The organism is Bacillus sp. GC_Bacil_1, assembly GCF_026540675.1.
Taxonomy (GTDB): Bacteria; Bacillota; Bacilli; order Bacillales; family Bacillaceae_G; genus Bacillus_A; species Bacillus_A cereus.
In genome coordinates, this window is the sequence record NZ_JALNUG010000008.1 from 29,797 (window position 1) to 52,298 (window position 22,502).

Here is a 22,502-nt window from a genome sequence, read left to right on the forward strand (position 1 = left end):
ACACCACATCGCTATCGAGCTAAAAAAATGTATCCATAAAAAGAAAAAAACGCTATTCTTTCTGTAGAATCATAGGAAAGAATAGCGTTTTTTTTTCATTTGAAGGGAAAACTTTGTTTTATTAGTTTGATAGCGATTGAGTAGCACCAAAGCGTATAAGAATAAAACTGTACAACAGTTACTTGTTAAGTATTCTATATTTCAGTTAAAAAGAATTTTTAAAAATCAGTACGTTTATAAATTCTCACCGTTAAGAAGTAAGAACCGATAAATATAAGCATGGTAACGATTGAAGCAAGTGCAATTAGTTGATTAATAGTAAATTGTGTAGTAACACTATATACAAGGTCAGTAATATGCACATATGCCTCAAGTGGTCTCCATAAAACAACACATACAGGGAAAATGATGGTGACAGCAGCCATCAAATATTTATTGGTGAAGCGATAGAAAAATGGTAAGTAGATAGACGTAAACAACATGACAGTAAGAATACTAACCATAATTGTCTGTGGAGTTTCAATTTCAACTCCATAATTCGGGGATGCAACTTGAATTACTGCTTGAATCAATAATGAAAATAGAACTACTAGAATTGTAAACAACACTGTACCGATATATTTTGACATAATAATTTTATTTCTACTATAAGGTAGGCTATTAATAAATTTGTGACTATTATTCTTTTCGTCGTAATAATGTAGATTTATCATATAAGAACCAGCCACCAAAACGACTATGAACCCAAAACTTCCAAACGTCCCTATAAAAAAGCATATACCAAGTAGATAGAATAAGATCATTAATTTTTGCAATCGAAAATCCTTTAATATTAAATTATACATATTGAATATTCCCCTTTTTTGTATAGTACATAATATCTTCTAATGTCGCTTCTTCAATTAATACATCATTTCCTAATTGCGTACGTAAACGGCTGGCGTTACTTGTGAGTGCTTCAAATCCCACGTTTGTTTCACGAATCCCGATTAATTGTTCTCTGATTTTCGGCGTAAGCAAGGATTTATCCCCTTTTACAGTTGCATATTCTTCAGAAATACTATGTATATCTTTTTCAAACACAATCTCTCCATTATGAATAAATACAATATAATCAGCAATACGATCTAAATCAGTGGTAATATGTGTGGAGAAAAAAATTGTTTTATCTTGATCGACCATTAAATCATAAAGGATGTCTAAAAGTTCTCTTCGAAATACAGGATCGAGTCCAGATGTCGGTTCATCCATAAGTATAAATTCGGCATGGTGTGAAAGTGCAAACGCTAGGGAAGTCTTCATTTTCATCCCTGTAGACATCTCTTTCATTTTTATGTTAGTTGGTAACTCAAAGCGTTGTAAGTAGGATTGGAACTGATTTTCATCCCATTTTTTATACGCTGGAGCAATGAATTTTTTTAGTTGATGAATTGTCATATCTCCATAATAGATATTGTCATCGTATACGAATCCAATACGCTCTTTAATAGAAACTTGGTCCTTTTGATGATCTTTACCAAACACTGTGATTTCTCCACTATCCTTGCTAATAAGATCCATAATAAGTTTAATTGTCGTACTTTTCCCAGCACCATTTGCGCCAATAAATCCCGTTACAAACCCCTTTTTGATGTTGAACGATGCATTTTTTAAAGAAAATCCCTTATATGTTTTTGAAACATTTTTCACTTCTACAATGTTCTCCATTTTTATTCCTCCTCATAAATATGATTAATAATTTGTATTAACTCATCCCTTAATAAATGATTAGCCTTACTCTCTCGAACGATTGTACTGAACTTTTCACGTATTGGATCACTTGGTTCATCCGCACGTTGTTTCTTTATTTGTTTTGCAACAAACGAGCCTTTCCCTACTATAGAGTAGATGTAACCCGCTTTTTCAAGTTCTTCGTACGCTCTTTTTGAAGTAATAACACTTACCTTCAAGTCTCTTGCTAATGAACGCATAGAAGGTAACGAATCATCTACTTTCAATGTTTTATTTGATATTTGTAATATAATCTGATCAATGATTTGTTGATAAATAGGCGACTTAGACTTATTAGATAGTAAGATTTTCATGATTCAACTCCTTGCCTCTTAAATGCTTATGAACACATTATACACAATGTGTACAATATATACAATATATACATTTGGAACGATGTTAATTTTTCATATAGGATACATTCATATTGATATAAAGGCGTTATCCTTTCCTATGATTTCTCAGAAAGAATAACGCCTTTTTCATTTTAGGGGGGATATTGTCTTGTTAGCTTGATAGCGATGTGGTGCTACCCCATTTATAAAAAAATAGTAGGAAAAAGATTAGAAGAATTAAAAAGTCAGCCATTAGAAATTGATGTAGAAACAATTAAAAGTAATAAAGATAGTCGCTTTCTATTCGAAGGAAAGTTAGTCACTATTAGTAATCCTTTCAATGTTAAACTTGTTAGCCATCAAGGAACACAGGGTGCTAACAGGGGAGAAAAAATTAGTGTAATGGCAAAACGTAATCATGCACTTGTTGCTGTGAATGCAAGTGGATTTGCTGATGAAACAGGAAGGGGTGGAGGAAATGTTACAACTGGCATAGTAACAGAAAATGGGAAAGCTATTGATACGAATATGGATAGAAATACCCCTACAATTATTACGGGTTTAACAAAGTTTGGGCAAATGATAACAGGAAATTATTCTACCCAACAACTTCTGGATAAACAAATCGTTTCAGCAGCAGGATTTATGCCACAGTTAATTGTAAATGGAGAAAAAATGATTACAGAAGGAGACGGTGGTTGGGGTTCTGCTCCGCGAAGTATTATGGCCCAAAAAGAAGATGGTACAATTATGTTTCTAGTCATTGACGGTAGACAGACGCATAGTATAGGGGCTACGTTAAAAGAGTGTCAAGATATTCTATATGAAAAAGGAGCAGTAAATGCAATGGCTATGGATGGAGGTTCTTCTGCTACGCTATATTTAGGAGGAAAGGTTATAAATTCACCTTCTACATTATCACATGAAGATCGTTATTTACCGAATGCTTGGGTGGTAACAGCAAATCCGAAACAAAAAATAAGGATGACAATAGATGGAAAACAGATAAATGCCAATACACTAGATGAATATGATATTAATATTTCAACGGGTGTATGAATTTCTTGAATAAATGAATATTTAATTTAAGTAAAAACTAACATGGTAATAAAACAGAATACTTATTCATGTAAAAAGCAATGAAGAAATGCGTATAAAGAAACTATTTCATATGAATAATTACAAAAAATATACAAATGCAAATACATCGGATTAGAATTTATAACACAAATAATCATATTTAATTATATAAAAAATACATAATTAAATATGATTATTTTTTTGTTTGTAAAGTTAATGATAAGAGATGCCAAGAGGAAAATAATTTAGTATTTATAACTTCTAAAATAGCATTTAGTTAATTATAAGATATTAAGCTCAAGGATGATTTAAAGGGGAAAATACAAGTAGATATCTTAATAAAATTAATACTTCCTCTTCACAATAAGTTTAATTCCTTTTAATGTATGGGAGTGAAGTAGTAATAGAATCCCTTATAGGAAAGGCGATTTTCTTAGGGTTTTTTATTCCTCAAAATATAGTACTGGGGTACATTAGATAGTTAAGATTAAAGTATTAAATTTAAAGAAAAATGTTGGAAAGCTCCTTATTATTATACATAAATATTAACGCTAAAAATTATGCAATTTTGCATAAACTCTTATATTTCTCTAATAGAAATTCTGGTAATTTTAGGTGTAATCATTATCCTTATATTTACGCAGTTAAAAATCACCTTATATAAAAGTAATGAGGTTTTATGGGTAGTGTTATAGAGAATAATGAATAGAAAGGGGTTAGAGAAAAATATTTATTAGGAGTGCGACAACTTTATTCTAAAGGTATTGAGTCTTAATATTTTATGTATGCCTTGTTTAAAATAAAAATATCTTTACATTGGTTACCTGCAACGATTAATGGAAAGATATCTAAGCTGTTGCAGCCTATATTCGTAAGATATATGTTTTCGACTATATAAAAATTACTTGTTTTGTTACAATATCTTTGTAAGATTTTAATAATAAATAAATAAATTGGAGGATTTGAAATGTACAAACATATAATTTGGGATTTTGATGGTACTCTTTTTGATACATATCCAGTGATGGCAAAAATATTTAAAGAATTGCTTAAGAGAGAAGGAATAGACGAGCCATTAAGTGAAATTGTAAAACAAATGAGGGTATCTATGTCATCAGCTTTAAAATACTATGAAAATAAGTATCAAATAGAAAAAGACTTTATAACAAAATATCAATTGCAAAGAAAAGAAATGGAGCTTGAACTATCAAAACCATTTGAAGGAATTGTAGAAATTTGCAAGCATATTCATTCAACTAATAGAAAAAATTATTTGTATACTCATAGAGGAGAATCTTCTATTAAGTTATTGGAAATTTATGGTTTATATGAATATTTTTCTGATTTTATAACATCTCAACAAGGATTTGAGAGAAAACCAAGTCCTGATGCAATTAATTATTTAATTAACAAATATGGCATGATTCATTCAGAAACTATAATGATTGGAGATCGGGATTTGGACCTATTAGCAGCGAAAAACGCGGGAATAAGTGCTTGCTATTTTACTGATGAAAATGAAAAAAATGATAATTCTGATTACAAAATCAATAATTTCAAACAATTATGTTCTATTGTTTGAACATAGATAGGAAATTGAAGTTAGCCAGTATTAATTCAATTAAACTTTACTGTACAGAATTTAATTAGGTAAAATGGGATTAAATACATCAATCTTTCGTTACACTTATGAATTAGCGTAACATTAAGAAAAAAATTTTAGCTTTCAGGATGTTTTTTAGTTAGGTAATAGCGGAGTTTTTTAATGATATTAAGTAATTTGAACAAACAAGGATTTCAATATAAATAAATTATACGAAGAATATATGAATTTTTAGGGGGTGATTATTTTCAGTTAATTCTAACATTAATTGAAAACAATAATATTAAATACTGTTTCTAAACAAAAAGCAGGGAAAATCCCTGCCTTTTTGTTTAGAAAATAGGCATACATGAGGAATTCTATAGTATTGTAAACTAAAGAACAGAAACCTTATTATATCTCTTTCGTTTTAAGATGAGCAATCAATTATTAGCCTTTAATTGATACCTTTCTCCAACAGTATGAATTTTATTAACCTACTTTATCGGTACTATATTCTATTTCTTTTCGTGCATAAATATGTGGAAGTAACAGACATAATAGTACAGCTCCTAAAATTCCTGTCAACCAAATTAGTAACGAAGAGACCCATGCTGAGCTAATACTGACAAGATAGATAATTCCTGTAGAAATTAAAATACTTCCACGATTTGCAAATTTATTAATAGCCATGTAAGAACTTCTTAATGGTTTTTTAGCTAGATCCCCTAAGTAAGTTTGAAAAATAGGTGCAAATAAAATTTCGCCTAAGGTTGCTACAAACATCATAATAATTAATAGAAACGGATTTAAATTAGTTGCTATCAATCCATAACCTATTACAAAAAGTACCAATCCGGAAACAAATGGGATTCTTTCGCGTTTTATTTTAGTTATCTTTTTAGAAAATAAAATTGAGAGGAATACAACACAAATAGTATTTTCTAAAACTAAATTTCCATATAGTTGAGTTCCCGTTAGTTGTATATCAAAAATCTTAAAATCGTAATCTTTAAGCTTAATAGCTATGTACCTAGTGAGATGAGCTTCAAGAGAGAATAACAACATACTGGACACTACAAAAATAATAAAAATGCGATCTTTAAAGACCTCAATGTAATTTTTAATATAACCTTTATCTTTTTTATTTGGTAAACCTGAATTATCTGGAAAATAAGTTTCTTTTATCCCAAATAACGTAACTAAAAATAGCATTAAACTCACAGCAGCAAGAATTGTAAATAAATAAATTAAGTTTGTTTCAAAAAAATAAGTCCCAATTCCAGCACCAATAGCCAAAGACAAATTGTTTATCCAATAGATTATATTATACGTATACTTTCTTTCTACAGTCGTAGTAACATCTAGTAACATAGCTTCAGCAGCAGGACTGTATAACCCATTAAAAAAGCTTCGTAGCAAGAAACATAATACCGTTAGAAGCGGCCAATAATAGGAAGGGGAAGTCCCAAGTAAAAATCCAAAAAAGATTAGTACTTTCACCCCTTCGGATAATACCATTATAAATTTCCTACCATGTTTATCAGCATATCCTCCACCATACAGATTTCCTAGTAATGTTAATATAATAGATGCAGTGAGAACTAAGCTAGTTGCTTTTAGACCAATATGTTTTGCAAAGTATATACTCATGAAAGGAAAAATCATATTTGATGTTAGATTATTAAAAAAGATTATTAATATTCTAAGTTGTATGTTCCGATGTAATCTAAATAAATTCATATATTTTTATCCTTTTATATTGTTAATGTTTTAATATCCCAGATAATATTATTTTCAAGCCATTCGTTAATAATATTGAATCTTTCTTGAACTTGATGCTCGTCTTTACCTTTGATTATAAGTGACATAATTGCTGAAACGCTTGTGTCACCGCCGGAGAATGTTTTTCCAATTTTTTCATCTCTAACTATACAATGTATTATCCAATCAAAAGGGAAGTCGGTATTGATAGACAGTAATGTTCCTTTTTTAGGAGGGATGAGCATCCATCCATATGTCTCACTATCATTTCGAATTTTTAGATTTTTGTGATTGTAATCTTTATCACACTGTGCACGAACACATTCCGAAAGTAAATTTACACCTGTCTTCTGCAAAAAGGTATTATTTATTTTCCCTCCACCTACACGGGAGGCGATTTCACAGAAAACGATTTCATCCTGAGAAGTATAGAAAAATTCAGCATGGAAAGGTATTACATGATTTGGAGTAGGTAAGTTACGTAATACCTTAAGAACGCTCTTATTTAATCTTTCAAATAAAGGATGTGTTTCAGACAACATGACTGATCCCAAATATTTTTCCTCACGGTATGCTAAACAACCATTTATGTAGATAGAGGGTTGGGATATAATTAATTGATTATTGATATAAAGACCATCTACGTGGTACATATCTCCCTCAATAAATTCTTCTGCAATATAAGGGAAATCTGTATATTCTTCAAGGATTTTCTTGAATTCAGATTCATTCGAAATAATTGAAAAACCTGCAGACCCAGCTCCATCTACCGGCTTAATAATAAAAGGGAATCCATTAATTTCTTTAAAAGAAATTAAATCCATTTGTTCTTTAATCTCTAAATACTTTGGAGTTCTTACAGCTTCTTTTACCATATTTTTCATCAAGACTTTATTTCTAAAACCTTGGGCACTATCTTCTGTCTGACCAGGGATATTTAATAAATCTCTTATCTTACCTACTTCTTCCAAGTCAAACTCGTGAGTTGCAACTATTGATGTAACAGGTTTTTTCTTGTGAAGTTCTTGAATATAAAGACGAATATTATCATCTTCATGAAAATGATTAATTATTTTCCTATTAGGAAATAATTCACGAAATACATTTTTGTGCTTTTCTCTTGTAATTAAGATGTATTCTCCATCTATTCCACTTAAAGCTTCTTCATAATTTATAGTATTTTCTGAAAAACGGTTAATAATGATTATACACATGGTGTTCACTCCTTTGTTTTGAATAACACTAGTTCGTTCTTGAAATAATGTTCTGTAAATCTACAAAGATTTATATCCGGAAATCTCCCTAAATGAATTTACAGATTGATTTAATATATATAATTTTCAAAAATTTATTCAGATATAACCCATCATCATACCTCCTTAATTCAAAACTTTATATAAATTAAGTTATCTATTTAGTCCCTTTAGTCAAAGAGTCTATCTTTATTGAATAAATACAAGTAATAACATGTCTAAATCCACTGAAGGGACTAAAGATAAAAATAAGATTACACCAAAAATATACAATTGTGCAATGTTTTTTGAGAATAAAAATTTTATTTGACAAAATTATCGTACAATTGTATATTTTCTAATACAGTGTTGACATTTTGTTCCATAGGTACTATCGTATGGAAATAGGTTGGCCTTTTAAGAAAATAAATAATATTAAGTTTAGTTTCTTGAAAAAAGGTAAACTCAACATGTTATGAATCATGACAGCAATGAAATAATACATAAAATATATAATTTGTTAAATGTTTAAGAAAAAATAGACCTAAAATATCAGAATAATTAAAAATATAATCATTTTATTAAAGGTCAAATGATTAGAAATGCGATGATGTAAAAAAAGATATGAAAAGTTTGATGTTTTAATCCAATAGTATTGAATGGGTTTTAGATGTACTGTTCATAATGGTTACATTGGAATCGATAACATCATATTTTGCGGTAATTTAATATAAAAGATGTTTATCGCACTAAAGAAGGATACAGGTTTTTATCCCTTAACATATGAGGATACAGATATGTTGCTCATAATAAGTATGATGAAATCGATATCATTCGACTTGTGTAATATGCTCGCGTATATGCATTTTAGAGACAAGTTATTTTGAGTGGGTATGAAAAATGTCATTATGTTAAATATTTCATGACTTTGTGTGCCGAGAAATGAAAGGGGTATATTTATGTAAAGATTTCCTTATGAAAGTAATCCTTTGAGGAAGAAAAGGTAATTAAATGAACACTTAAATTCTTTGAAATGTAACCATTATGAACAAGTTTTGGGTATGTAAAAGTTTTATTGTTCGAAGTTAGGAGAGAATAACATGGAATTTTACTGTAATAATAATAGGGATTTTGAAAAAAATAAGAACAGGAATGATGATTACCTCAGGTCAAATGAGATAATCAACGAAGAACAATACTGGTTAGATGTATATAAAGATGAGATTCCAGTATTGAACATGCCTACAGATTATGTACGGCCAAGTATACAAAGTTATGAAGAGAAATTGGTGAATTTAAAGATTGCTGAAAATATAGTATTAGATTTAAAAAAACTTGCGATAGATACCGAAACTACAATGGATACACTTTTAATTTCGGCGTTTTACATACTACTTTCAAAATATACTGGTCAAGAAGACATTATAATTGGTGTTCCAATTTTTGATAGTGCTTCTATAGGAATTCAAGTAGGAATAGATTTGAGTGAAAATATACTTGCTATAAGAAATCAACCAGAGGGTAGCCTAACATACTTAGAATTTTTAGAAGCAGTAAAAGCTAACCTATTAAAAGCATATAGGAACCAGAATTATCAGTTTGAGCAGTTAATAGACAAGCTAAAAATGAAACGAGATATGAGCAGACATCCGTTATTTGATGTAGCATTTAACAGTATTGATAGATCTAATGAAGAAAATATCAATGTAGATGATTTGGCATTAGAAAAGGTTGTTTGTAAAGATAACATCCCAAAGTGTGATTTAATATTTAATGCTATTAGTAACAATAATAACGGTTTAAGCATTGTTATTAATTATAATTCAAACTTATTTACTCATCAAACAATTGAACGTTTTAGTTGTCACTTGGTTCAAATCTTAAAAAGTATAACTAAAAACAAAAAAAATTATATATCTGATATAAACGTAATGACAGAAGAAGAAATAAATCAAATATTATTTGATTTTAATAAAACAGACTATACATATCCGAAAATCAACACAATTTGTGAATTATTTGAAGCACAGGTTAAAAAAAATCCAACTAAAATAGCAGTTGTATTTGAGGATAACACTTTGACGTATATGGAATTAAATAAGAAGGCTAATAGTTTGGCAAGAAATTTAAGAGAACAAGGAGTTAGACCTGATTCTATTGTTAGTTTATTAGTAGAGAAGTCTATAGAGATGGTAGTAGGGATCTTAGGCGTGTTAAAAGCTGGAGGTGCATATTTACCTATAGACCCTAGTTATCCGAAAGATAGAATAGAATATATTCTTAAAGATAGTCGAAGTGAAGTATTACTAACAAACATTAAGTTAAATAATAAGATTGATTTTAAATACAAGATTATTGACTTATTGGATGAAGAATTATACGGACGAGAAACAGAAGATTTAGATAAATTACACACCTCAAGAAATTTGGCCTATGTAATTTATACATCTGGTACAACTGGAGAACCAAAAGGGGTTATGGTTGAACACAAAGGAGTTATAAACTTAATTAATTCATCAAAGAAAAAATTCAATTTAAATAGTAATAAAAAAATATTACAATTTGCTAGCATTGCATTTGATGCATCGGCTTGGGAAATATACATGGGTATTTTACTTGGGGCTGAAGTGCATGTCATATCCAAGAATCTTGCAATGGATATATGTAAACTAAACACTTATATAAAACGAAACGAAATTAACATAACTTTATTACCGCCATTTGTTGCTAACGAAATAGAAATTGAGGATACAGAGCTAGAAGTAATTATAACTGGAGGTAGTGAGTCTAATAGATCTTTGGCTAGCAGAGTTGGAAAAAAACTCAATTATGTAAATGCATATGGGCCAACGGAGAATAGCATCTGTACTACCATGTGGAAGTATGAAGGAACCATAAACAAGAGCGTTCCAATAGGAAAAGCGGTAGATAATAATAAAATATATATCTTAGATAAGTTGAATAATATATTACCGATTGGTATAGCGGGTGAATTATGTATAAGTGGAGATGGTTTAGCCAGGGGCTATCTTAATAAAAATGAATTGACATGCCAAAAGTTTATTGACAATCCATTTGAGGCTGGAACAAAGATGTATAAAACAGGTGACTTAGCAAGATGGTTACCCGATGGTAATATTGAGTACTTGGGAAGAAAAGATAATCAAGTAAAAATAAGAGGTTACCGCATTGAACTTGGTGAAATAGAAAATAAGTTATTAGAAAACAATAACATAAAAGAAGCTGTGGTTTTAGTAAAAGAAAATAAAAGAAAGTATTTATGTGCTTATATTGTAAGTGATAAAACTGTAGAAGAGCTGGACATTAAAGAATATTTGAAAAAAAAGTTACCAGAGTATATGATACCAGCACATTTTGTGTTACTTAAGAGTATGCCTTTAACTCCGAACGGAAAAATTAATAACAGATTACTTCCAGAACCTGACACAAATAATTTGAATGCTAATTATCAAGCACCTAGAAATGAAATAGAGAAAACAATAGCAGAAATTTGGGGTAAGGCATTAGAAATTGAGAAAATAGGAGTTTCGGAAAACTTTTTTGATTTGGGGGGTGATTCTTTATCAATAGTAATTATGCTACATTTACTCAATAGAGAATTTGGTAAAGAAATATTCTTAGATGACTTTTTAAGGAATCCAACCATATCATATTTAGCTACTTTGATAGCAGCAGAGAAAAATAAAGAAGATTTGTTAAAGGAAATTGAAGAATCGCTTCAAGAAAAACTTAAAATAAATGTCAAGTTGCGAATACATGATTACAATTTTAGAAGTGTGATTGTTTTATTTACAAATAGTAATCATGATGAGATCAAGAGGATTATTTTAGACAATTACTCAGAAGCTCTCATACCAGATTATATAGTACCATTAAATGATTTTAAAAATTATAATGAACGAGGAATTTTAGATATATTTGATTCTATTTCTATGAATAGTGAGATAGAGGATAAAATTAATGATGCTTTAAGAGAACAGTATAGAGAAATTAATAAGAAAATAGCACTTAATAAAGTAATAAATCAGTTTCCATGTAGTAGTTCCCAGAATAAATTTTTAATGAAAAAAAGATTTTCAAATATTGTATGTACTATCCCTTTTGATAAAATCATAAGTTCATCAGCTATAGAATATGCCTTAATAAATACGATAAACCAAAATTCTATGTTACGTAGCAAGATAGGTTATGCTGAGGGGCGATATTATAATTTTGAAAGTGATAGAATTCATAATCTGGAAATAAATGTTATAGATTTGAGTAGTTATGACGATGCATCAATTAATCTAGTAAAAAAATATATACAAAGAAATATGGAAAGTATGAATTTTGGCACAGATATAATTGATAAGGTCTTATATAGTTTTATATTAATCAAAGTGAGTGAAAAAAAATATGAATTATTAATGATGTTTAATCATATGATTTTTGATGGTGCAAGTATGTTTATTTTAAAACGGCAGATATATTCACATTTAAATTCATATTTATTCAATAAAAAAACAAAGAATTCCAACGTGAAACCGATAGATTATTTAGAATATGTAGATGAACAAATGAAAAATACAAATAAGGAAAAGATTATTCAATATAAAGAGGGACTGGAATTTAAAGAAATATATGACTTTATCCTGAAGAGAAAAATAGATATAAATGATAACTCGGAATACCTGGTTGATTATTTCTTTGAATATAGTATACAAGAGAATCATGATTATGGAATTATAGTATCAGAAAGAATGGAATGTTTATCGTTTTGGATTGCATTACAAATGTGCAAAATAATATTTGACCGTAACCAATTTGTTTTAAGAATGACTAGAAATGCTAGAAATATTGGAGGAAAAGATTTCGGTGATGTAATTGGGGATTTCCATATTAGTATCCCAGTAAAAGTAGATGCAGATGATCAAGATATTAATACAAGCTATAACAAAGTCGAAAATAGTTACAAGAAAAACTACATTGAAGATAAAGTATTTATTGACAATATTGCATATGGTGAATATGAAGACAAGGAACTTGGAAGGGATATTAAAAAGGTATATGATAGTTTGGATTTTGGCTTTAATTATACGGGAGAGTATTCTGAAAGCGAATATGATAATATCCGCACCATAATTTCTTCAAAGTTTAAAAAACATAAAAGGTATTTTATCACTGCGTTTTCGTACAAAAACAAAATGTGTTTTATTTGTAGGTTACCTAAAAATTACGATTTAAATAAATTACAGAAAATTAAAGAAGTTCAAATGTTATTAAAGTAAGTAAATAACTAACTAAATAAGTATATTTAATTACCTTGGCATGATCTTGAAGTCCAAGAAATCTATTTATTATTATAAATAGAAATAAGGATTAAATCATGCCAGGTAATTAAATTAGTTTTTATAAAATAATTGGAATGGGTAGGCGAAAATGATGAAATTAACAGAAAAATCTTTAAAGTGGATTAAAAATCATATCAATAATCAGGAGTTTATTGATTTACCGATTGAAGCATATTATAAGGCACCTATAGCTTTATACTTGGGTGGAGAAAGTATAGATGCTCAAAGAATTTTATCAAAAATGAAGAATATTGGGGATCTTTATCATTATTCTGATAAACATACTGTTGGAAGAAAATGTGATAATTATTATAACTACTGGCTATTTTTATACCAATATTTTGCGAAAGACCCTAATAAAAAGGAGATATATGAAATAATTAAGGAAAGTTATTCAGAAAAAACTGGCGGCTTTACATCGATAAAAAATGCAGAAGTTTACGAGTTAAGAGCTACAGCCTTTGGAGGAATATGTGCTTTCTTAATGAAAGATTATCAGGTAGGAAAGAGCACAGCAGATTTTATAGTAAACTTATTTAAAAAGAATGAGTTTATAGGGGATCATTTTTATTTAATTCAAGATGAAAATAATGAATTAATTACTAATTACTCAGAAGAGAATCAACGATTTTATAATTATTATGTAAAGAATAGTAAACCTTTATACTATTCAGTGTCTTTAGCAATTGTGAATTTGTGTTTGGCTTACATGGCGTCAGGAGAAGAAATATACATAGAATGTGCAAAGGAATATTATGATATTTTAATTAAAAGCGGCAAAGAGGCAATATTCAATAATTATATAGGGAAATTTGGTATTGCTAGTGTCTTATTGTATATCAATACAAAAGATGAGTTATATGGAGATTATTATAAACGAGTAAACGAATACCTAGCTCAAACACAGAAAGAATTCGGTTTTTGGGAGGACAGTGCTTCGAATTTAACACTTGCTCTTGATAGAACATCTGAATTTACTGCTTCAATATATATTATGAATTATTTAACGTCTCAATTCTCAAATTATAATAGTATTAAAACAGAAAGCTACATGGTTGCATCAAATTAATATATAGGGAAAGATTGTTGGAGGTGGATATACTGAAAAATATAAAGAGAAAATTTATTAGTAACTATGATTTGGGAGATGTTATTGAGACGGAAATTAATAAAGTAGGTTGGGGTACTAACTATATATTTAAGACAAAATTAGGTAAGTTTTTTGTGAAAATTTTTGAATTAAACAAATCGAATAATAATAGCTTACATGAAATATTAATTTGTAATTACTTAAGGGAAAAGGGATATCCAGTTTCAAAATTTGTTAAAAATAGAAAGGGTGAATATATAAGTAAATTAGATTTAAAAAAATCATTTCATGTTCAAGAATTTATTGAAGGTGATATTTGGAAAAAAAACACTGCTCCCAATTGGTTGTTAGAACAAGGATGTAATTATATTGGGAGAATTCATAATGAATTACAACAGTTTGATTTAAATCTTCGACCATCTATAAAACTATTAAATGATAAAAACTATCATATTAAACGTATTGAGGGAATAATAAATCAAATAAAAAAAATGCAAGTATCAGAGGATACTAAGCTCTTTATAGAAGATCTGGAAAACAGACGTGATGTCATAAGTAACAGTGAGATTATTGATATGTCAAAACTTACATTCGTTAATGGGCATTCAGATTATTCGGTAACACAAATTATAACTTCTAATAATAATATAACCGGAATCATTGATATGACGGAAGTTTCTAAAATACCCGCAATATGGGAATTAATGCGATTTTACTTAAATTCTATAAAAGAACGTAATGACGGCAGGATTTGTGTTAATGAGTTAAGTTGGTTCTTGGAAAACTATATGAATATATGTTCTTTATCAAAATATGATTTGCTTATGATGTATAAGTTAAATTATTTATATATGTGTCAAGCCGTATCGGTTTATGAAAAATTTATTTGCACAAAAGATGTTAAATTTGCTAACAGAGCGAAATTAAGAATAAACAAAATAAATAAATTTAAAAATTGTCAAGATGATCTACACAATATAATTAGTAAGTTGAATCACTACTGCAGTAACTAAAGAAATGGAGATATCAAATGAATAAGGCTGCTGTAATTTGGGATTTAGATGGAACATTAATTGATTCATATGAGGTTATTGTTTGTAGTATTTACGAGGTAACTAGTAAATATAAAATACCGTATGATAAAATTACAATTTTGAATTATATTAAGAATAAATCAGTTCAGGAATTTCTTATAATGATTTCAATGGAAAATAATATTGATTATAAAAAAATTAAAAAAGAATATTCAAATCTAAGTAATATGAGAACGTATGAATTAAAACCTTTGTTGAACGCAGAAAAAATACTTAAAGTAGTATTAGAAAAAGATATGATGAATTTTATATATACTCACAAGGGAATCACTACTTTAGAAGTGCTAAAAAATAATGGATTGATTGACTATTTTGATGAAATAATTACCAGTGATAACGGTTTTAAGAGAAAACCGAGTCCTGAAGCACTTAGGTATTTAATTGATAAATATTCATTAAAAAAAGAATCCACCTATTATATTGGCGATAGAAGTATAGATATAGAGTGTGCAAAAAATGCTGGAGTAAAGTCAGTTTTGATAAGTACTGACGAAGAAGAAAATATTGATGCTGAATACGTTGTAGGTGATTTGTTAGAAATTCAGAATATTATTTCACAGCACTAGTAATCTTGTATTATATGGTAAAAAGAGCTTAAAATAGAAGATTGGTAGTAATATTACAATTTAGATAGAACTAACAGGTTCTACAGCTGATAAATTAATATATATTGGGAGGTACTTATGAATAATAATAAGTTGAGTATAGATCAGATAAAATTAGTTATTTTTGATATGGATGGACTAATGTTTGATACAGAAAGATTAGGGATAGAAGGGTGGAAATATGCATTTGAACATTTTGGATTACCAATACCAATGAGTATATTAATTAAGAAAATTGGTCTAAATTCAGTTGATTCAAGAAAACTATTTGATGAAGAAATTAAATATGAATTTGATTATAAATCTGTGAAGGAAGTAAAGAGAGAGTATGTAATTAACTATATTAGAGAGCATGGGACACCAATAAAAAAAGGATTGTTAGAATTATTAGATTTTCTTGATGAAAATAATATAAAAAAAGTAGTTGCGACTTCTAGAAGTGAAAAAATGGCAGGATTTTACTTGAGTGAAGCGAAAATTCAACATAGATTTGATGCAATTATTACAGGTGATATGGTTTCAAAAGGAAAGCCTAATCCAGATATATTTATTCATGCGAGCAAATTGTTTAATTATGAACCAGAAAATTGTATTGTTTTAGAGGATTCTCTAAATGGAATAAATGCTGCTGTAAATGCCAAGATGATCCCAGTTATGATTCCAGATTTAGTTCATCCAAATGAAGAAATAGAAAAGCTAATTTATGAAAAAAATAATACTCTTATCGAGGTTATTGATTTATTTGCTTAAATTTATAGGGAACTAAGAAATTAATTATATATAATTATAGCTAGGAAAGCACCCATAAAATTCAATTTGTGGGTGCTTTCGCTGCCTATCAAGCTAAGGTTTTGTTAGAAAAGTTTAAGAAGTATTTTTTCGCTTTTTCACGGAATAATAGAGTGAATTAATCGAAATTTAACATATGAAATACATCCTAATAAATTATTTTTTAATTAAGCTATTTGAGCATCAGTAATGTTACAATTACAAACCACACAAAATGTATCAAAAATGGTCTATGTGATTTTGTCTATATCGCTCAAGGTTAATCAGAGACTACGAAGAATCTGTTATTTAAAAAAATTGTAAAAGTGATTTTTAATGAATTTCTTATTAACAGGTTTATTAACTGAATATTGAGGTTAAATGACATTTAGGTGCGGAATGTATTGCCCTACTGAAAACCCCCTCCATATAACGTATTCTGAGAATCCGTTTTTGAAATGACTTTAATAGAATTTGTAATTATTTATAGTTTTTTGTTTAAGAAGTTTAGATTTTCATGTCGTTTTAAAATGAAAGAAGAAGAATATAATAACCTTCTTCATCAAACTGTTCCTTAAATTTAAACTTTGTATTTTTTATATAAAAAATACAAAGTAAATACTAAACAAGAATCTACCCTTTACTATTTCCAATTCTTCCTAAACTATCTTTAATAGTTGTTTCTCCTAGTTGAGTGTATAACAAAGCTGTATCTTGACTGGTATGCCCAAGTTGCTGCATCACTTGTAACGAGTCTTTTTCTTCCATATATAATTTATTTGCCAATGTATGTCTTAATTTATGAGGAGACATTCTTTTACCGTACGCCTTAGTATATTTTTCAACGATATCTTGGATAGCTCTAACCGAAAGAGGCTGTGCAGTATGTTTATACTTCGATAAAAAAACATTTTTTAATTCTTTCCCTGGAGCATATTTGTTATCTCTAATTTCCATATACTTTTCTAAATCATTCAATGCAATTGGTGTAATCCATACAGAATCTTCTTTGTTTCCTTTTCGGATTACATCAATCAGTCTTTCTTTTAAGTTTATATCTACCATACGAAGATCGGCCAATTCACTTACACGAATACCGCTACCAAGAAAAAGGGAAAGGATAGCTACATCACGATCTTTATCTCTTAAGAAATAGAATAACTGATGTTTTGTTAAAGACTTTTCATGTTCGTACTTTACGTAATTCAAAAATTCTTGATCGTCATCATTATGGAATATTTTAGATCTCATACGTTTTGCACGAGCATTTAATGTTTCTTTATCTTTATGTATTTCTATTTTAGCCATTACATTTCTATAAAAATAGCATTCTCCATCTTCATTCTCTGATAGGGAGGTGAGGTACTTAAATAAAGACTTTAAGGCCGAAATTTTTCTGTTAACAGAGGAATTCTGCATGTTTTGTTGTAGTTTTAGAAACCTCATAAAGTTCTCAACATCTTTTTTCTTTAAATTCTCCAAATCAAAGAAGGATATGTCTTTAATAGGCTTAAATTCAATAATTTGTTCAGATAATAGCCAATTAAAGAAGACTCTAAAATCATATACATAATTCAGTAGGGTGGAGGGAGAGGCATCATGCAATTCTTTGTACTCCACAAATTCTTCTATGTAAAAGGGCATTTCATTTAAATTCTCGTATAATTTCTTACGATGTACGGATTTTTGACGTTGTTTACTGTAATCCATAAAAATCACCTCATATATACTATAACAGAAAAGAGATACGAACACAAGTTCGCATCAAATTCAATTTTTACACAGACTTATTTACATAATTAAATTATGGGATGCTAAAATGTACTCGAAATTAACTAAGGATAGTGTAGTCATTCTAATAAAATTATAGATAAGCACGTGATAAATTTGTATTAAGCTATAAAAATTAGTACAAAAATCACGTTCACAGGTGTGCAAAATAAAACAATTTTTATATATAAATTCGTACAAAATGAATACACGAAAAATTTTTAACAGTTGTTATAAAATACGAATTTGTTAATTTAATCAAGATTATAAGGAGTTAAATAGATTAACATAAGAAAAACCTTTATAAATTTAAATGTAATTTACTATAAAAATTTTGTTTTGATAATTTCTATATAAAATATGAACACATGCCAATATACGTAGATGCATGCTAATGAGCTCGAAATCCCTAAATCCCGTATTAGATTTTTATTTATACATCTTATTGTTCGTAAAATTGGTATTTCGTGCGAAGTTGTGGTTTGAAGTTTTTTCAATTCTTCTTTTACCCTATTTATGTTTATTTGAGACCATTCTTTTTTTTAGCTGTAATTTCTTTATAACTTATTATATTTTGATTAACATAGAAAAAAGTTCCCTTTATAATAGGAAACTTTTTCTATGTTAATCTACAGCCCTAAAATTTCTACAATCTGACGTGCTTTATTATTATTAATATAATAATGCATCTCTAATCCTTTTCTTTCTGCACGGATTACAATTCCTTTTAACTTTGCTAAATGTTGTGAAACAGTGGATTGTGGAAGTTTTAATATTTCTGTTAACTGTGTAACATTGCACATTTTATGATGTATTAACTCGCTTATAATTTTTAATCGAACCGGATGTGCCATTACCCTTATTACATCTACATCTTCTTCGCGTATTTTAGCTAGGTCATTATTAGATATTACTGTTAACATTTCGCATTCTCCTTTATTATTAATTTCTATTTTCCTATTATCCTTATAAGTAATACTTATAGATAATTACAATTTTTCCTGTTGAGAAAATATATTCTACTCAATACAAAAAAGACACCTATTCCGAAAACAGTTTTTACCGTTCCAATGAATTGTTGTCTTGAAATTTTTTAGCCACACTATATTTAATCATATTATAATCTATACATGATTTTGAACCATGCTTAATATACGTTGCAAAGAAAAAGGAATAATTCTATTCCTTTTTAAACATAACTTTAAATTCAATATTCGCTTTCCTTATTACAAAATTTACAAAGATTCTCTCCTCATCCCACTTTCTATAACTTAAATTATTTATCAACACGATAATATGGAATAAAAATTCCAATAATGGTAATATGGTGGTACCTTCAGTTGTTAACTGTTATCCCTTTTTTTAAAAGCCGTGTCTTTAAAGACACGGCTTTTAAATTTCCTTAACTAAAACTGTCTATTAATTATAAACCTAAAACTTCCACTTAGTCTTATTCTGTAATTTCTTCTCTTTTTGAAGTAAGGCCTTTAACTTTTTTAAATCATATATTTCCCTTTACCTACTAAATATTCCAATAAATTCTTTAACACAAGCAATTCATTTATTTCATTTGTTTTTATTTTATTTCTCAGAATTTCAAATATATCTTTTGAAAAACCCCTGGTATTCCATTCATATTTATCTCTCTTAAATAAATCGTAATACACATTACACCCAACAAATTTATAAGCTTTAATCTTATTTTTAACAAAACCTTCATAATTTTAAATAGACATAACACTTCATGCTGTCAACTCCCCCTATATTGATAAATATGAAACATCTAATTTATTTGACATTTCAATGACTTATGACAGGAAAATATATACATTTAATTAAACCTAATGTATCTTTGGTTTGTAAGTCTTAGTTAGTTGGCCAACTTTTAATACAATTTAATAATTAAAAATAAGGGTGATTTAAAAATGAATCAAGTATTAAGGAAAAGTAAGAAAAAAATGATGTATCTAATCGGTTCACTTCTAATTTCTCTATCAATGTTTTCAACTACAAGTTTTGCAGCTACAGAAGGTGCTATAAAAAGTGTTACAAATAGTAATTATACTGGAATTGCAGCTGATATAAACATACCAAAATCAGTTGTTGTTAAGGATGGATATGTGAATTGGTATTTAGGTATTGGAGCATCTAAAGTTGAAGGTGGTATTTCAAAAACACCAAGTGGATATAAAGTATTTCTTAATTCAGGATATAATGAATCAGGTCAAAACAATAAGTATTGGAACACACAATATGATACATCAATTAAAGATGGTGATCGAGTAAACCTTAAAATAATTAATAACGGCAATGGTACGGTTACTATGTATGTAAATGGAATCCCTAGATATACAAATCAGCCTGTATATGGCTCATTTTCTCAATACGAACCAGTAAAAATGGTTCAGGGCGTTGAAGATACTGGACGTAATTCTTTTAGCCAAGCTAGCTTTTCAAACGTACTTCTAAGAGCAGATACATCTGGATCTATCTACAAGAGTTGGAACAGTTCAATTTCTTCCTCATTTTCTAAACATGGCACTTATAGTAACAATTTCACAGTTTATTCTCAAGTACCATTAAGCGCAAGTTTACGCTAAAGTTGTTCTTGTATACGAAATTTTTTAAAAAAGGTAGCTGTACTTTTGTACAGCTACCTTTTTCATACTTTAATTGCAAAAAGCGTGTCAAAAATAAAAAGATGAAATTGTAAGTATGTTCACTTCTCAATTCCATCTCTTCTAAAAATTGTATATTACCAATTCTCTTGTTCCTCACTATTCTACCAAATTAATAGCAACACATTATGTAGATATAGGTTTATACTATTCTACATTTAAATACATGTAATATTGCCTATACTTTGTTATTTTCATGTGAAACTAATTCACTATATATCTCTTTCTCTATATTTTTCAAGAGAATTTCCAACCTATTTTTTGTAGCTAGATTAAAATGTGGATTTAATTCTTTTATTATAAATTCAAGTATCTCAAAGCTTATGTAATCTCCTAATTCAAGTGAATATTGATCACCCAAGAAAGTTTTTAATTTTTTAGAGATCTCCACTTTATCTTTTTTGGTAATATTTACCCCATCCGATAACAAACCTCTCTTAGATTAGTCTTAAATACTAATTCAAAAAGTTTTTATAACATAATAAAAATATTTTGGAATTAATATAAATCATATAATGAAATTTTTACAAATAAATAAAAAATATACATCATAATCATTAAACAATATATTAAGCATCATAAACATATATTGGCTCATCATAAAGGCGTAAACATTTTGACCAATTTCCACATAACGTTTCCCATTCACCAGCAGGATATACTTCCGTACGCAATATATGAAGTGGTATACGTAAATTCAATAACCGACCACTAAGCGTCGTACGAGTAACTCCCGCTGGCATTAAAAACTTTGCTTCAATTACCTTTTTCAGTTCCATCAACGAGTATTCTGGATAACTCATCAATATTTCATTTGAATGAGGCCAGACCTCAGTATCATTTGAATGACGGCGTACCGTGTACTCATGTTGATATAAACCAACAATACGATGCCATATCTCTAAATGGGTAAATAAATCGCTATTTAAATCCCTTACATATAAAAAATGTTCTTGTTTATTTGCTTCTGTAATCTTTGCAAGCAAACGTTTATTAGTAATAACCTTACCTGACCAAATTATTGTAGGTTCTTTCTTTAAATGATTTACCCATTCCCCCATTGGTAATAAATGATTCCAAGCACGAATTTTTATTTTTTCATCAGGTACTACCTGTACAGCAACGCGTTTACAACCTAATGCCATCATAGCCTTCATACGATGGGCACCATCAAGTAACAGATAATTACCATCACTAAGCTCAGATACTAAGGGAGGATTCCGTAAAACACCTTCGCTTTCCATTACACGACAAATTTGTTCCAATCTTTTGTGTTCATATGATTCATGAAAGCGAATTTGCTTGGGATGTAAGAGATCTAAGGCCGAAATAATTTCACTCATAAAAACAGCTCCTCAAATAATTACATAAATTCTAAGCTTA

General features: G+C 28.7%; 16 protein-coding genes and 1 pseudogene. 8 read left to right on the top strand and 9 right to left on the bottom strand.

What is annotated here, in order from left to right:
• Window positions 1-218 precede the first annotated feature (218 nt).
• Genes OXT04_RS14020 through OXT04_RS14030 form a run of 3 tightly spaced genes read right to left on the bottom strand, consistent with a single transcriptional unit; the run spans window position 219 to window position 2,084 of the window.
• Window positions 219-845 carry an ABC-2 transporter permease gene (locus OXT04_RS14020; RefSeq protein ID WP_098828477.1) on the bottom strand — a complete coding sequence of 209 codons (627 nt, stop codon included), beginning with the start codon at window positions 843-845 and terminating at the stop codon, window positions 219-221.
• Window positions 838-1,707 (bottom strand): ABC transporter ATP-binding protein, encoded by an 870-nt coding sequence (locus tag OXT04_RS14025; RefSeq protein ID WP_098828478.1) that lies wholly within the window; start codon window positions 1,705-1,707, stop codon window positions 838-840. Before OXT04_RS14025 ends, OXT04_RS14020 begins: the two co-directional genes overlap by 8 nt.
• Before the next feature lie 2 nt (window positions 1,708-1,709).
• Entirely contained in the window at window positions 1,710-2,084 is a 375-nt protein-coding gene (locus OXT04_RS14030) for a GntR family transcriptional regulator (RefSeq protein ID WP_098828479.1), read from the bottom strand.
• A gap of 222 nt (window positions 2,085-2,306) precedes the next feature.
• Between OXT04_RS14030 and OXT04_RS14035 the strand changes: the two are divergent.
• Window positions 2,307-3,164: pseudogene (locus tag OXT04_RS14035) on the top strand (phosphodiester glycosidase family protein); the annotation flags it as partial.
• Window positions 3,165-4,152: 988 nt separating this feature from the next.
• Window positions 4,153-4,767 (top strand): HAD-IA family hydrolase, encoded by a 615-nt coding sequence (locus OXT04_RS14040; protein ID WP_098828480.1) that lies wholly within the window; start codon window positions 4,153-4,155, stop codon window positions 4,765-4,767.
• A gap of 492 nt (window positions 4,768-5,259) precedes the next feature.
• On the opposite strand, the gene OXT04_RS14045 is transcribed toward OXT04_RS14040, so the two are convergent.
• Window positions 5,260-6,510 carry an MFS transporter gene (locus OXT04_RS14045; RefSeq protein WP_098828481.1) on the bottom strand — a complete coding sequence of 417 codons (1,251 nt, stop codon included), beginning with the start codon at window positions 6,508-6,510 and terminating at the stop codon, window positions 5,260-5,262.
• Between the two features lie 14 nt (window positions 6,511-6,524).
• On the bottom strand, window positions 6,525-7,745 hold the full coding sequence (locus OXT04_RS14050) for an ATP-grasp domain-containing protein (RefSeq protein ID WP_098828482.1): 1,221 nt from the start codon (window positions 7,743-7,745) through the stop codon (window positions 6,525-6,527).
• 1,118 nt (window positions 7,746-8,863) lie between these two features.
• Here OXT04_RS14050 and OXT04_RS14055 point away from each other — a divergent pair.
• The 5 genes from OXT04_RS14055 (at window position 8,864) to OXT04_RS14075 (ending at window position 16,653) form a co-directional block, all read left to right on the top strand.
• Window positions 8,864-13,051 carry an amino acid adenylation domain-containing protein gene (locus OXT04_RS14055; protein WP_267415354.1) on the top strand — a complete coding sequence of 1,396 codons (4,188 nt, stop codon included), beginning with the start codon at window positions 8,864-8,866 and terminating at the stop codon, window positions 13,049-13,051.
• Between the two features lie 154 nt (window positions 13,052-13,205).
• Entirely contained in the window at window positions 13,206-14,183 is a 978-nt protein-coding gene (locus tag OXT04_RS14060) for a hypothetical protein (RefSeq protein ID WP_141549612.1), read from the top strand.
• Between the two features lie 23 nt (window positions 14,184-14,206).
• Window positions 14,207-15,217, top strand: a complete 1,011-nt coding sequence (locus tag OXT04_RS14065) for a phosphotransferase (RefSeq protein WP_340637870.1) — start codon at window positions 14,207-14,209, stop codon at window positions 15,215-15,217.
• A 17-nt stretch (window positions 15,218-15,234) separates the two neighbouring features.
• Window positions 15,235-15,864, top strand: coding sequence for an HAD-IA family hydrolase (locus OXT04_RS14070; RefSeq protein ID WP_098828486.1), 630 nt, complete (start codon window positions 15,235-15,237; stop codon window positions 15,862-15,864).
• A gap of 117 nt (window positions 15,865-15,981) precedes the next feature.
• Entirely contained in the window at window positions 15,982-16,653 is a 672-nt protein-coding gene (locus tag OXT04_RS14075; RefSeq protein ID WP_098828487.1) for an HAD family hydrolase, read from the top strand.
• 651 nt (window positions 16,654-17,304) lie between these two features.
• On the opposite strand, the gene xerS is transcribed toward OXT04_RS14075, so the two are convergent.
• Both xerS and OXT04_RS14085 read right to left on the bottom strand, forming a co-directional pair.
• Complete coding sequence (gene xerS / locus OXT04_RS14080) at window positions 17,305-18,381, bottom strand: tyrosine recombinase XerS (RefSeq protein ID WP_267415363.1); 1,077 nt, start codon at window positions 18,379-18,381, stop codon at window positions 17,305-17,307.
• Window positions 18,382-19,070: 689 nt separating this feature from the next.
• A complete protein-coding gene (locus OXT04_RS14085; RefSeq protein ID WP_000958627.1) occupies window positions 19,071-19,364 on the bottom strand; it encodes an ArsR/SmtB family transcription factor in 294 nt (97 codons plus the stop codon).
• Between the two features lie 1,002 nt (window positions 19,365-20,366).
• Between OXT04_RS14085 and OXT04_RS14090 the strand changes: the two genes are divergently transcribed.
• Window positions 20,367-21,041, top strand: a complete 675-nt coding sequence (locus tag OXT04_RS14090; RefSeq protein ID WP_098854609.1) for a hypothetical protein — start codon at window positions 20,367-20,369, stop codon at window positions 21,039-21,041.
• A 256-nt stretch (window positions 21,042-21,297) separates the two neighbouring features.
• On the opposite strand, the gene OXT04_RS14095 is transcribed toward OXT04_RS14090, so the two are convergent.
• Together OXT04_RS14095 and OXT04_RS14100 are read right to left on the bottom strand one after the other, a co-directional pair.
• Window positions 21,298-21,549 (bottom strand): DUF2164 family protein, encoded by a 252-nt coding sequence (locus OXT04_RS14095; RefSeq protein WP_000947505.1) that lies wholly within the window; start codon window positions 21,547-21,549, stop codon window positions 21,298-21,300.
• A gap of 139 nt (window positions 21,550-21,688) precedes the next feature.
• Entirely contained in the window at window positions 21,689-22,462 is a 774-nt protein-coding gene (locus OXT04_RS14100) for a ParB N-terminal domain-containing protein (protein ID WP_267415376.1), read from the bottom strand.
• Window positions 22,463-22,502 lie beyond the last annotated feature (40 nt).

Bases quoted from the DNA above. Each gene is read 5' to 3' on its own strand.
- OXT04_RS14085 (WP_000958627.1), bottom strand. From the start codon at position 19,364: ATGTTAACAGTAATATCTAATAATGACCTAGCTAAAATACGCGAAGAA.
- OXT04_RS14090 (WP_098854609.1), top strand. From the start codon at position 20,367: ATGAATCAAGTATTAAGGAAAAGTAAGAAAAAAATGATGTATCTAATC.
- OXT04_RS14075 (WP_098828487.1), top strand. From the start codon at position 15,982: ATGAATAATAATAAGTTGAGTATAGATCAGATAAAATTAGTTATTTTT.
- OXT04_RS14020 (WP_098828477.1), bottom strand. From the start codon at position 845: ATGTATAATTTAATATTAAAGGATTTTCGATTGCAAAAATTAATGATC.
- OXT04_RS14060 (WP_141549612.1), top strand. From the start codon at position 13,206: ATGAAATTAACAGAAAAATCTTTAAAGTGGATTAAAAATCATATCAAT.
- OXT04_RS14050 (WP_098828482.1), bottom strand. From the start codon at position 7,745: ATGTGTATAATCATTATTAACCGTTTTTCAGAAAATACTATAAATTAT.
- xerS (WP_267415363.1), bottom strand. From the start codon at position 18,381: ATGGATTACAGTAAACAACGTCAAAAATCCGTACATCGTAAGAAATTA.
- OXT04_RS14040 (WP_098828480.1), top strand. From the start codon at position 4,153: ATGTACAAACATATAATTTGGGATTTTGATGGTACTCTTTTTGATACA.
- OXT04_RS14045 (WP_098828481.1), bottom strand. From the start codon at position 6,510: ATGAATTTATTTAGATTACATCGGAACATACAACTTAGAATATTAATA.
- OXT04_RS14030 (WP_098828479.1), bottom strand. From the start codon at position 2,084: ATGAAAATCTTACTATCTAATAAGTCTAAGTCGCCTATTTATCAACAA.
- OXT04_RS14025 (WP_098828478.1), bottom strand. From the start codon at position 1,707: ATGGAGAACATTGTAGAAGTGAAAAATGTTTCAAAAACATATAAGGGA.
- OXT04_RS14070 (WP_098828486.1), top strand. From the start codon at position 15,235: ATGAATAAGGCTGCTGTAATTTGGGATTTAGATGGAACATTAATTGAT.
- OXT04_RS14055 (WP_267415354.1), top strand. From the start codon at position 8,864: ATGGAATTTTACTGTAATAATAATAGGGATTTTGAAAAAAATAAGAAC.
- OXT04_RS14100 (WP_267415376.1), bottom strand. From the start codon at position 22,462: ATGAGTGAAATTATTTCGGCCTTAGATCTCTTACATCCCAAGCAAATT.